At 71.2% G+C, this 11,794-nt stretch carries 12 protein-coding genes; 7 read left to right on the forward strand and 5 right to left on the reverse strand.

Annotation, left to right across the window (positions count from 1 at the left end):
* The coding region (locus tag ACFQLX_RS23225; protein ID WP_386418145.1) for a tetratricopeptide repeat protein at nt 1-1,267 on the forward strand (1,267 nt) is incomplete at its 5' end.
* A 445-nt stretch (nt 1,268-1,712) separates the two neighbouring features.
* The gene (locus tag ACFQLX_RS23230; protein WP_386418147.1) at nt 1,713-2,264 is read left to right on the forward strand and encodes a CHAT domain-containing protein; all 552 of its coding nucleotides are present in this window, start codon (nt 1,713-1,715) and stop codon (nt 2,262-2,264) included.
* 190 nt (nt 2,265-2,454) lie between these two features.
* Here ACFQLX_RS23230 and ACFQLX_RS23235 read toward each other — a convergent pair whose 3' ends face one another.
* From ACFQLX_RS23235 to ACFQLX_RS23250, 4 genes are all read right to left on the reverse strand, one after another.
* Nucleotides 2,455-3,174, reverse strand: coding sequence for a hypothetical protein (locus ACFQLX_RS23235; RefSeq protein ID WP_386418148.1), 720 nt, complete (start codon nt 3,172-3,174; stop codon nt 2,455-2,457).
* Between the two features lie 10 nt (nt 3,175-3,184).
* On the reverse strand, nt 3,185-3,700 hold the full coding sequence (locus tag ACFQLX_RS23240; RefSeq protein WP_386418150.1) for a hypothetical protein: 516 nt from the start codon (nt 3,698-3,700) through the stop codon (nt 3,185-3,187).
* Nucleotides 3,697-4,281 (reverse strand): hypothetical protein, encoded by a 585-nt coding sequence (locus ACFQLX_RS23245; RefSeq protein WP_386418152.1) that lies wholly within the window; start codon nt 4,279-4,281, stop codon nt 3,697-3,699. Before ACFQLX_RS23245 ends, ACFQLX_RS23240 begins: the two co-directional genes overlap by 4 nt.
* A 293-nt stretch (nt 4,282-4,574) precedes the next feature.
* Nucleotides 4,575-5,183 carry a sugar transferase gene (locus ACFQLX_RS23250; RefSeq protein WP_465270551.1) on the reverse strand — a complete coding sequence of 203 codons (609 nt, stop codon included), beginning with the start codon at nt 5,181-5,183 and terminating at the stop codon, nt 4,575-4,577.
* A 138-nt stretch (nt 5,184-5,321) separates the two neighbouring features.
* Between ACFQLX_RS23250 and ACFQLX_RS23255 the strand changes: the two genes are divergently transcribed.
* Nucleotides 5,322-6,263, forward strand: a complete 942-nt coding sequence (locus tag ACFQLX_RS23255; protein WP_386418153.1) for a UDP-glucuronic acid decarboxylase family protein — start codon at nt 5,322-5,324, stop codon at nt 6,261-6,263.
* A gap of 158 nt (nt 6,264-6,421) precedes the next feature.
* On the opposite strand, the gene ACFQLX_RS23260 is transcribed toward ACFQLX_RS23255, so the two are convergent.
* A complete protein-coding gene (locus ACFQLX_RS23260) occupies nt 6,422-6,757 on the reverse strand; it encodes a hypothetical protein (RefSeq protein WP_386418155.1) in 336 nt (111 codons plus the stop codon).
* Nucleotides 6,758-7,054: 297 nt separating this feature from the next.
* On the opposite strand from ACFQLX_RS23260, the gene ACFQLX_RS23265 reads away from it, so the two are divergent.
* The 4 genes from ACFQLX_RS23265 (at nt 7,055) to ACFQLX_RS23280 (ending at nt 11,783) form a co-directional block, all read left to right on the forward strand.
* Nucleotides 7,055-8,368 (forward strand): UDP-glucose dehydrogenase family protein, encoded by a 1,314-nt coding sequence (locus ACFQLX_RS23265; RefSeq protein WP_386418156.1) that lies wholly within the window; start codon nt 7,055-7,057, stop codon nt 8,366-8,368.
* Nucleotides 8,369-8,647: 279 nt separating this feature from the next.
* Nucleotides 8,648-9,718: a glycosyltransferase gene (locus tag ACFQLX_RS23270; RefSeq protein ID WP_386418158.1), complete on the forward strand. Its 1,071-nt coding sequence runs from the start codon at nt 8,648-8,650 to the stop codon at nt 9,716-9,718.
* Nucleotides 9,719-9,847: 129 nt separating this feature from the next.
* Nucleotides 9,848-10,681, forward strand: a complete 834-nt coding sequence (locus ACFQLX_RS23275) for a glycoside hydrolase family 16 protein (RefSeq protein WP_386418160.1) — start codon at nt 9,848-9,850, stop codon at nt 10,679-10,681.
* Nucleotides 10,682-11,003: 322 nt separating this feature from the next.
* Nucleotides 11,004-11,783 carry an SDR family NAD(P)-dependent oxidoreductase gene (locus ACFQLX_RS23280; RefSeq protein WP_386418162.1) on the forward strand — a complete coding sequence of 260 codons (780 nt, stop codon included), beginning with the start codon at nt 11,004-11,006 and terminating at the stop codon, nt 11,781-11,783.
* The last annotated feature ends 11 nt before the right edge of the window (nt 11,784-11,794 follow it).

Here is an 11,794-nt window from a genome sequence, read left to right on the forward strand (position 1 = left end):
GAGCGACGCCGGGGACCGGCAGGCCGCACTGGACTCCATCACCGAGGCCGTCACCCACTACCGCGCCCTGGCCGAGGCCAACCCCGCCGCCTTCCTCCCCAACCTCGCCGGCTCACTCAACAACCTCTCCAACCAGCAGAGCAACGCCGGGGACCGGCACAGCAGTCACCTGATCACCAACCAGTTGCTCGCCAGCTTCCCTCCGGGCCCCCGTGCCGAACTCCTCGTTTCCCGCGCGCACTGGCTCTTCACGCAGGACGAACACGCCGAAGCAATCACGAATCTCGTCTCCGCGGCCCGGTATGCCGACGAGGCGGCAGATCCCATGTGGGCCGGACGTGCCCGCCGCAGCGTCCGAGACCTTGTCGAGACGATGCGCCAGAGTTCCATCCCCAGGGCACTGATGGATCAAGCAACGGCCAAACTCCCCGACTGGGCTGTCGTCAAGCTTCTGGACGAGTGCATCGAGCGCTTCAACCGCTGGCTGTCGGCTCAGGACTGGTCTGAACGGGAGGACTTCCTGAGACAAACACACGCCGTCCTCACGACACCGGAGGGACTGGCCATCCTCGACATCGTCCGAGCCTTGTATCCCGAAGCTATGGGCCTCAACAACCTCGCGGAGCTTCTACAGGAGGCCGAAGCACGCGGGCTGCCCCAGGTTTTGGACGAACGCCGCGCCTGGCACACCGCCTCCGATCTGCTCACCAAGTGGCTTGCCACCCCCACATGGCCCGAGGACTTGGAGTTTCTGCGCAGTAACTCAGCACTCCTGAACGATCCCCTCGTCCGGAACCTGCTCATCGCGAACTCCGACGACCCTTCATCGCGACAGCATCTGGGCATCCTCGAACTCGCCGACCGCCTTGCGATCCCTGATATCTACGACGCGATAACCGATCCCACCACGGCAGTCGATACAGCCATGGCCTTCATCAAGCAGGGTCATCCAGAAGGCATCATCCCCCTCCTACTCGCCGTTCCCGTCCTCAGCCGCCTGCCGTTCGTCGCGCCCTACCTGATAGCCGTACACCAGCTGTTCGCGCCTGCCGACGAAGACCAGAACGCCACACACGATACGAACGAACTCATTAAACAGGCCGTCACTGAGGGCTCCGAAATCCAGCGCGGGGCAGGGGCAAAGCGCCTTCAGGAACTCGCACGTCACCGCCCGGGTCATGCCGGCGTCTTGCACGCTCTTGCCGACGCCCTCACCGCGCCCTCCCAGGACAATCCGGAAGAGACCGCTACTTCCGATGCCGGATGACCCCCTACCCGCCGACCCAGCTACTCACCCACTGTCGGTGGAAGACATGGCCCACCTCGCAAATCTCGGCACCTGTGTTCGCTCCGCGCCCGGCTACCGGGCTGCTCAGGACGCCCTGGACGCCGCGATCAGAGCGGCAATCCGATATCGGCTGGAGGGCGCGAGCTGGACCGCCGTCGTCCGAGCACTCGGAGTGCCCGAGTCGGAAATCCGACATCGCATGCGGGAAACCACAAGCAAGCCACATGAGCCACACACGCCGTCCCCTCCGCCCTCCAGCATCAGCGGCAGGCAAGGCCACGCCATCACACCCGCCCCAGAAACGGGCATTTCACAGGACCAGCGCGTCTCGGGATCGATCTCCAGCCTGATATCCCAACACGCCTACTCCTCGGCCAGTTTCATAACGCGCCCCATCGGCCAGGACGCTCTAACTCCCACGGGCGTGGCACTCCGCGTGCTGTTTCTCTCCGGTCACCCACGTCCCGGGCGTAACGAGTTCGGCGCTGAGGCCGCATGTATTCGCCAAGTCCTTGTCGGCGGTCTCGTCCATGTCCGGGAACTGGCGATGGTCGGACTCGCCGAACTCTGCCCAGTGGTGGACGAGCACACCCCTGCGATCCTTCACATCGCGGCGCACAGCTCCTTCAGCGGCGTTCATCTGAGCCAGGACGGGAACGATCTGTGCATCGGCTACGAGGACTTGTGCCGCGAGATCGCCCGCGTCCGCTTCCCGCCGCGACTCGTCATCCTCAACATCTGCGACTCCTTGGGGCTTGCCGCCGAGATGTCCCGGTCCGTCGGCGCGGTGATCGGCTGGCCTGGCACGCTCAACGACCCCCAGGCGCAAGTCTTCGCGCAGCACCTCTACCGTTCCCTGGCCCGACACCGATCCGTCGCCGACAGCTGCAAGGACGCCGAGGCCGCGCTGTCCGGTCCGCACCCGGACTGCGCACCGCCCGTTTCGCATGGCAACACCGACCGCCCCGTGCTCTGACGCGCGCAGGGACTGACGTAACCCACCCTTCGCCGCCCTCCGCACGGCGTAAGCGCGGGCCCTTCACACTGACCGAAACCGCGTGAACCCCTAACCAGTCGCTCCCTTGTTCTGATCAACCGGCGCCGCCCACCCCGAGCTGCGGGGTGGGCGGCGGATCAGCGATGGCGTGGCCTTCGGGCCCCGTGGGTCAGTGGCTGTTCGACGCCTCGATCGTGAAGGGTTCGAGCGTGGCGATCGGGAGGGTGGGGAGTGTGGGGAGGGCCAGGCGGACCGGGTTGGGGGAGAAGAGTTCGTGGTGGTGGAGGTGCCAGGTGGGGAGGTTGGTGTTCTCCAGGATCAGGGGCTCCACCGTGGTCAGGGTGATCGGGCGGCCCGCGGTCAGGGCCGAGGCGAGCTTCGGGGGGAGTTCGGCGCGGCCGCGCAGGGGGGCCACGTGCAGGCGTTCCACGCGGACCGTCAGGCGGGGGCAGACCAGGCGCAGTTCGTAGCGGCGGGGGCTGCGGGCGGCCAGGCGCAGGGTGCTGGCGGGGGTGAAGCGGTGCTCCAGGTCCTCGGCGATCTCGATGTCGCCGAAGGCGGCGCTGCGGCCGTGCATGTGGTGGCCGCGTACGTGCAGGCGGCGGGTGCGGCCGGTGCGGTCGCGGGGGTCGGCGGCGACGTGCAGGCGGATCTCGCAGTCGATGTCCGCGGTGCCGGTGCCGGTCAGGGTGCGCAGGACGACGTCGCGGGCCGTGCTGGCGCAGCGGATCTCCGTGCCGGGGGCGGGCAGGAGGGGGCCGGGGGTGTGGGCCGGCGCGGCGGCCCGGGCCTCGCGGGGGGCGGCCCACCAGGCGGCGCCGGCTGCGAGGGCGGCGGCGCCGGCGAGGAAGCGGCGGCGGTCCGGGAGGGGCTGTGCGTGGGGGTTCATGGGGCGGAAGCTAGCGGGCGGTTGCGGAGGCGGCGGGGTGGCGCAGCGGTGGAGGGTCTCCTTCCACCCGACCGAGGGACGTGTGCGGTTTCGGCTTCGAGGGGGGCATCAGGTGGACGCGGGCGAGGTGGGCGAGGATCGCGTAGCCGGCCAGGAGCAGGGCGGCGGTGAGGATCCACTCGGCCGAGCCCTGCGGGTCGTACACCCGGCCGGGCAGGCCGATGTCGACCGCGGGGCGACTCTGGCCGGGTTTCATGTCGCCGCCGCCGTGGAAGGTGGCGGTACGGGCCTGGCCGCGCGGGGCGGGGCGGAAGGTCCCCGACCACTCGCAGCTCTCGTGGCCGGGGTGGCGTACGCACTCCAGTTGCGCGGCGGTGAAGGTGCCCCGGACCCCGTCGGCCCGGGCGGCGCGGATCGCCGCGCCGATGTTGGGCAGCGCCACGTACAGCAGCAGTGCGGCGGCGGCCAGCAGGGCGCAGGTGGTCAGGCGCGACGGGGCGGGGCGGCGGGGCGGGCGCTCGCTCACGCGGGCTGGGTCGCCAGGGCGCGGGGGGCGGCGCAGTCGCAGCGCGGGGCGGGGGCGCCTTCGGGGTGGGGGCGGCGGTGCAGGGCCATCGCCACCAGCATGGGGATGGTGACCAGGGCGTTGTAGAAGAGGTGCAACTCCACGCGGGGGAAGGCGAGTTGGACGATGCTGGTGGGGACGGTGCGGTCCAGCAGGAAGGTGCCGCTCTGGGCCTGGACGAGCAGGAGCAGGTGTTCGAGGTGGTGCCAGATCTGGATGCCCAGGGCCACGTCCCACCAGGTGCGGGCGCGGCCGGTGAAGCCGGGGCGCAGCAGGAGGAAGCCGGCGAGCATCAGCAGGGCGTAGCCGTAGTGCATCCACTCGGACTTCACCAGCCAGGGGAAGGGGATGCCCAGGACGCCGCGGGCCTCGGGCAGCGGCCAGTGGTAGATGTAGATCTGGACGGCCTGGGCGAGGTGCTCGGCCCAGTGGGCCACGACGAGCAGCCCGAAGGCGGTCAACGCCACTTTGTGGTGGCGGGTGTTGAGGGTGTCCAGCAAGCCGGTCGAGGGCTTGGCGTGGGGACGTGTGGGGGCTGACACGGGCGGGCCTCCCTGTGGGGGATGGGGTCGGCTGGCTCTTCGGTCGGCTGGCTCTTCGATCAGCATGGCCGGGCCCGGGCTGACGTCGTTGTCCGGCCGGGGCGTACGGGGGCGTGCGGGGCGTGGCGCCGAGCATGACAGACCGCCGCATTCTGCCCGGGGGTTGAGGGTACGAAACACGCATCGCGGACGGGGGGACGTGGCGCGGGGCCGGAGGGGCGGTGTCGTACCGCGCCTCCGGCCCCGTGTCGCCGGCCGGGCCCACCGGGCCCGGGTCGTCTCGTCGCGCTGTGTCAGTGCGCGCCGCGGGCCTTGGCGACCGCGGGGAGCGTGCGGGCGAGGATCACGACGTCGCGGCGCAGTGTCCAGTTGTGCACGTAGTCGAGGTCGAGGCAGACCATGTCCTCCCAGGAGAGGTCGGAGCGGCCGCTGACCTGCCACAGGCCGGTGATGCCGGGGCGTACGGCGAGGCGGTGGCGGGCGCGGCCCTGGTAGCCGGAGTCCTCCATGGGCAGGGGGCGGGGGCCGACGAGGGACATCTCCCCTTTCAGGACGTTGACGAGCTGCGGGAGTTCGTCCAGGGAGAGGCGGCGCAGGACGCGGCCGACGCGGGTGACGCGGGGGTCGTTGCGGAGCTTGAAGAGGTGGCCGTCGGACTCGTTGCTGGCGGCCAGGGCGGCGCGGGCGGCGTCCGCGCCCGCGTACATGGTGCGGAACTTCAGCATCTCGAAGGGCCTGCCGCGGCGTCCGGCCCGCTGTTGGCGGTAGAGGACGCCGCCGGGCGACGTGGTCGCGACGGCCAGGGCGAGGACTGCGAGGAGCGGGGCGGCGAGGAGCAGCAGCACCAGCGAACCGATGATGTCGATCTGCCGCTTGGCGACGCGCGCGGCCTGCTTCCACATGTTCGTTATCCTCCGTGGTTATTTTGTACCCGTTGTGGCAAGAGATCACTTTTGCCCGAATTGCACTTTCTCATGAGTGACTCGCCGGACCCGGGAATCGACCCGTGGCGTCCGGCCGGGTCGGAAGGACGGCTGCGGATGCGTGCCGTAGTGACCGGCGGTGCGGGCTTCATCGGCTCGCACCTGTGCGAACGCCTGCTCGACACCGGCTTCGACGAGGTGATCTGCCTCGACAACTTCCTCACCGGCAGCCCGGAGAACGTCGCCCACCTGACGGGGCGCAAGGGCTTCAAGCTGATCCAGGGCGACATCGTCCACGGCTTCTCGCTCACCGCGAAGGTGGACGCGGTGCTGCACTTCGCCTCACCCGCCTCCCCCGCCGACTACCTGCGCCACCCGATCCCCACGCTGCGCGTGGGCTCGGAGGGCACCCGCCACTCGCTGGAGCTGGCGGTCACCCACGGCGCCCGCTTCGTCCTGGCCTCCACCTCCGAGGCGTACGGCGACCCGCTGGTCCACCCGCAGACCGAGGACTACTGGGGCAACGTCAACCCGGTGGGCCCGCGCGGCTGCTACGACGAGGCCAAGCGCTTCGCCGAGGCGACCACGATGGCCTACCACCGCACCCTGGGCGCCGACACCGGCATCGTGCGGATCTTCAACACCTTCGGCCCGCGGATGCGCGCCGGCGACGGGCGCGTGGTGCCCAACCTCATCACCCAGGCCCTGGCCGGCGAGCCGATGACCGTCACCGGCGACGGCTCGCAGACCCGTTCGCTGTGCTACGTCGACGACCTGGTCGACGGCGTGCTGCGGATGCTGCACACCGACGTCCCCGGGCCGGTCAACCTCGGCAACCCGCACGAGCTGTCGATGCTGGAACTGGCCGAGTGGATCCGGGAGTTGACCGGGTCCTCATCCCCCATCACGCACCTGCCGCTGCCGCAGGACGACCCCAAGCGCCGCCGCCCGGACATCTCCCTGGCCCAGTCCAAGCTGGACTGGGAGCCGCGCACCCCCGTCGCGGAGGGGCTGCGCTGGACGATCGCCTGGTTCGCCGAGCGGCTGCGCCAGGGCTGAACGCGGGGCCGCGCACACCCCCGCGCGGTCGCGTACGAAAGCCGGTCGCGTACGAAAGCTTCGGCCCGGTGCCGCGGTCCTCAAGACCGCCGCACCGGGCCGAAACCACGCGGGCCGCAGGGGTGAGCACGCCGGGCGGCGCGCGCGGCCGGCGCGGATCAGTACATGCCGTTCACCGGCAGGCAGAACTTCTTCGCCATCCCCACACCCTTGAAGCAGTAGCCGTGCCAGGGCAGCAGCGTGGAGGGGACCGGCAGGCCGAGGCTGGAGGCACCCAGATTCGGCACGACCCCCGGCATACCGGTGGCCTGGAGGACCTTGCCCAGCACATCGCTGACAGGGTCGTCGGCACCGATCGGAATCGGATTAACCACGGGGCTCGCGGCCGTATCCGCAGGGGAATTGACAACCGCTCCGGCAGTTCCCGTACCGGCCGCCGCGAGGACGGCGGCGAGGGCCGCAGCGCCCAGGGACCTGGTGAAAAACGTCTTCATCCTGAATTACGTCCTCAATCTCTAGGCGGGGACGATCGATCCACGACAGTAAGCATGCTCCGGACCTTTCCACAAACATCGCCGCCACGCGTGTCCTTCGCCCTGACCTCCTTCAACAGGCAGGTAGAGCAACGCGCGTACGGCTCACGGGCGACACAGGGAAAGCGACACCGCACTCATATGCCCAGCTTTTCGCCGGAGTGCTAATGTCCGAACACGTCCGCGACAATCTTCGTAGGGCGCCCGACGCAGAGTGAATTCCGGTCGGGTTACCGCGCGTTCGAACGGAATGACGCAATGACTGAGTTGACGAAGCGTGGGATCGCCATCTTCGGCGGGGGATACATCGGCTTGGTGACGGGCGCCTGCTTCGCAGAGCTGGGTCACCGGGTCGTGGTCCGCGACATCGATCCCGAGAAAGTCCGCATTCTCCGATCCGGCGACGTCCCCATCTACGAGCCCGGCCTGGGCGACCTCATCGCCCAGAACAAGGAGCGCCTCACCTTCACCCTCGACAGCGCCGAGGCCATCCACGAGGCCGAGGTCGCCTACGTGTGCGTCGACACCCCGCCCACCCCCTCCGGCGACGCGGACCTCTCGCGCGTCTGGGACGTGGTCGACACCCTGCGCGACGCCGCGCACCTGAAGGCCGTCGTGGTCAAGAGCACCGTCCCCGTCGGCACGGGCACCCGGGTGCGCGCCGCCCTGGACGAGGCGGGCCTGGGCCACGTCGCCTACGCCTCCAACCCGGAGTTCACCGCCGAGGGCACCGCGGTGCGCGACTTCATGCGCCCCGACCGCGTCGTCATCGGCACCGACGACCCCGCCACCGCGCGCCTGCTGGGCGAGCTGCACCACGGCGTCGACGGCCCCGTGGAGACGATGGACGTGCACTCCGCGGAGATGGTCAAGCTCGCCTCCAACGCGCTGCTCGCCACGAAGATCTCCTTCATCAACGAGATCGCCACCGTCTGCGAGGCCACCGGCGCCGACATCCGCCAGGTCGCCCGCGCGGTCGGCATGGACCACCGCCTGGGCCCGCACTTCCTCGCCGCCGGCCTGGGCTACGGCGGCTCCTGCTTCCCCAAGGACTCCCGCGCCCTGCGCGCCCTGGCCAGCAACTCCGGCTACCCCTTCCAGCTGCTGGGCTCGGTCATCGCCGTCAACGAACTCCAGCCGCGCCGCGCCGTCCAGCGCCTGAAGGCCGAACTGGGCGGCAGCCTGAAGGGCCGGCGCATCGCCGTCCTGGGCATGACCTTCAAGGCGCACACCGACGACATGCGCGAGGCCCCCGCCACCGTCATCGCCGCCCGCCTCCTCGCCGAGGGCGCCGAGGTGCACTGCTGGGACCCGATGGGCCGCCCCGACCCCGAGGCCCAGCCCTGGAGCTCGGCCCGCCGGCTGCCCACCCCCGTCGAGGCCGTCGCCGGCGCCGACGCGGCGATCATCGCCACCGAGTGGCCGCAGCTGACGGAGGTCGACTGGGCCGCCGCGGGCGACGCCATGCGCCGGCCGCTGCTCCTGGACGGGCGCGGACTGCTCGACGCCCGGACGCTGGCGGAGCGCGGCTTCACGGTGATGGGCGTGGGGCGCGCGACCGTACGGCCGTAGCGAACCGCCTTTCCCGGCCAGGGCGTTGACACCCGTCCACGACTGTCCGCCCCTGCCGCGTGTCCGGCCGGCCTTCCCGAGGGGACGGCCGGACACGCACCACCTCACCCCCCTTGCGCGGCGCCGCGCTGTCGGCTGCGCCGCGCGCTTCTTCTGTCCTGCCTTGCCCGGTCCGGCGCAGCCCGGTCCGGTCCAGTCCAGTCAGTCCGGTCCTGTCCAGTCCATTCAGTCCGGTCCTGTCCAGTCCATTCAGTACGGTTCGAAAGGTCGGGGTTCACAGTGGCGTACGTCGGTCCGAGAGCGCCGCGCGGCCGTCCGCGCAGCATCCTGCACGTCGCGGAAGCCTGGGGCGGCGGAGTCCAGGCGGTGATCCTCGACTACGTACGGGCCCTGCCCGAGGCCCAGCACCTGCTGCTCATGGCCGAACGCGAGGGCCTGCGCATCACCGCCGACGCCGAGGCCGCCTTCGCCGGCGTGTGGCGCATGCCGCCCGGCCACCTGGCCCGCGTCGGCTGCGTCGCGCGGCTCTTCCGCCAGCTGCGCCCCGACGTCGTCCACGCCCACTCCTCCCTCGCCGGGGGGTACGTGCGCCTGGCCGCGCCGATCCCCGCGCACCGCATCGTCTACACCCCCCACTGCTACGCCATGGAGCGCGCCGACCTCCCGCGCCCCGCGATGGCCGCCGTCTGGGCCGCCGAACGCGCCCTGGCCTGGCGTACGGGCACGGTCGCGGCCGTCAGCCCGCGCGAGGCGGAACTCGCGCGGCTGCTGCGCCGGCGCCAGCGGGCCGTCCACGTACCCAACCTGGTCCCCCGCCAGGACGCCCCCGCGCCCGCTCCCCGGCGCGGACCCGGCGACCTGCCGGAGCTGACGGTGGCGGCGGTGGGCCGCCTGTGCGCGCAGAAGGACCCCGACTTCTTCGCCGAGGCCGCCCGCGCCGGGCGCCAGCTGCTGCCCGCCAGCAACTGGGTCTGGCTCGGCGGCGGCGAGGACGCCTACCGCGAACGCCTGGAGCGCGCCGGAGTACGCGTCACCGGCTGGCTGGACCGGCGCGAGGTCCACCGCACCCTGTCCCAGGCCCGCGTCTACGCCCACACCGCCAGCTGGGAGGGCGCGCCCATGACCCTGCTGGAGGCGGCGGCGCTCGGACTGCCGGCGGTGGCGCGGCGCATCCCGGCGCTGCAGTCGCTGGGCGTCCCCGGACTGGTCGAGACACCGGCCCAACTCGCCGCCGCAGCAGTCGAGTTGCTGCGGGGCGGGGCGGAGGAGGGTCGACCGCTGGTGGAGTTGTTCTCCGCGCACAACGAGGAGAACCAGCGCTCGCTGCTTCGGCATGTCTACGGGCACTGAGGGCGTGTTTCCCGCATCGGGCGCATCTCGTGGCGCAGGGTGGGGGTTTGGACCCATCACGGCGTGATGGGTCGCCGCCGACCGCTGCCCGGCGTGCCGCGCCGGACAGCGCAGACGAGGGACCCTGCCGTGAGCATCCAGACCGCCCCGCCCCGCTCCCCCGCCAAGCCCACCGCCCGCCGGGGGGACGTGCTGCTGCGCTGGTGGTGGGTGGCGGTGGCGGCGCTGTGCGTCGTCGGACTGCTGACGTACCTGATGGATGAGGAGAAGGACCCGACAAAGGGGAAGTCGGTGGTGTGGGGCGACGAGTTCGACGGGCCGATCGCCTGGGGGGAGACGTGGACGGGCGACCGGACCAGCGCGTACGCCTTCCAGGACCGCAATCCGCACTGGTTCAAACTGGACCTGCTGCGGCCCGGCGCGGTGACGGTCGCCGGCGGGGTGGCGACGTTCACCGCCCGGCCCACCTCGTACGTACTGGAGAACGGGCGCACCGCCTGGGAGACCGGGCTGCTCACGACGGAGTACACCCCGTCGGACTTCAAGGTGCGCACCGGCGACTACCTGGAGGCGCGGGTGCGGCTGCCGCGCGAGATGGGCGCGTGGCCGGCGCTGTGGACGTGGAAGGAGGGGGGCAACGAGGTCGACAGCTTCGAGTTCCACCCCGCCCACCCGCACGCGCTGGAGCTGACCAACCACGTCAACCGGGCGATGAAGCAGCACACCGACCGCGCCGCGATCAAGCCGGGAGGCTGGGTGACGGTGGGCACGTACTACGGCGCGGAGTCGGTGGAGTGGTACGTCAACGGCCACCGCGTCCTCGCCGACGACACCGGCGTCGGCAAGGACTGGACGGCCTACCCGGTCCTGAGCCTGTCGGTCTCCGACGGCACGCACCACGCGGCGCCCGCCTCGCAGGAGCCGATCACGTTCGGGGCGGAGTATGTGCGGGTGTACCGGTGAGCGGTTTCCGGCGCGTGGATAAATCACTTGAGGCGCCGGTGGCGCACCCGTACGGTATGGGCACACGCTGAAAGGAGGTGATCCGAGAACATGGTTTCTTTTCGGATTCGTGAGGTGACTGCGGGCTGACGCCTGCTGTCGCACTCTGTGCGCCTCGGCAGGTCCTCTGCCGAAAACCAACGCAGTCACCCGACCCGTGGGCCGCCGGTACGTCCGGCCGGCTCCCGTCCGAACTCGAGCGGACGGGACCAGGCCCACGGGTCGTCTGCGTTCCCACCGGGGCGCGGGCGGCCGGCAGGTCCCCGGCCTCTAGGGTTGCGGCATGATCTCCAAGGACTACCTCTCCGGGCTCTTCTCCCTCGACGGGCTCAACGCCGTTGTCACCGGCGGCAGTTCGGGCATCGGGCGGGGGATCGCCGGCGCGCTGGCGCAGGCCGGCGCCTCCGTCGTGGTGGTGGCGCGCGGGCCCGAGCGGCTGGCGGAGACGGCCGGGGAGCTGGCAGCCCTGGGCTGCCGGGCCGCGTGGGTCAGCGGCGATCTTCGTACGCGCGAGGGGGTGCGCGCGGCGGCCGAGGAGGCCGCGGCGGCCTTCGGGGAGCCCGACATCCTCGTCAACTGCGCCGGGGTCAACATCCGGCCCCCCATGGCGGAGTTGGACGAGGACGTCTGGGACACCACCATGGCCGTGAACCTGGACGCGCCCTTCCTGCTCGGGCAGCGCTTCGGGCCAGGGATGGCCGAGCGGGGCTTCGGGCGGCTCATCCACGTCACGTCGCAGCAGGCGCACCGGGCGTTCGTCCGCAGCGGCGCCTACGGCGTCTCCAAGGGCGCCCTGGAGTCGCTGGCCCGCTCGCAGGCGGAGGCGTGGTCGCCCCGCGGTGTCACCGCCAACACCCTGGTCCCGGGCTTCGTGATGACGCCGCTCAACGCGGCCCTGTCCGCCGATCCGGCGAAGGTCGAGGCGCTGGCCGCGCGCACGATGGTAGGCCGCAACGGCCTGGCGGAGGACTTCGCGGGCGCGGCGGTCTTCCTCGCCTCGCGGGCCTCGGGCTACGTCACGGGGCAGTCGGTGTTCGTGGACGGGGGCTTCTCGGTCCACTGAGCGGCTACGGC

Origin of the sequence: Streptomyces polyrhachis, assembly GCF_042663125.1 — a bacterium.
Taxonomy (GTDB): Bacteria; Actinomycetota; Actinomycetes; order Streptomycetales; family Streptomycetaceae; genus Streptomyces; species Streptomyces polyrhachii.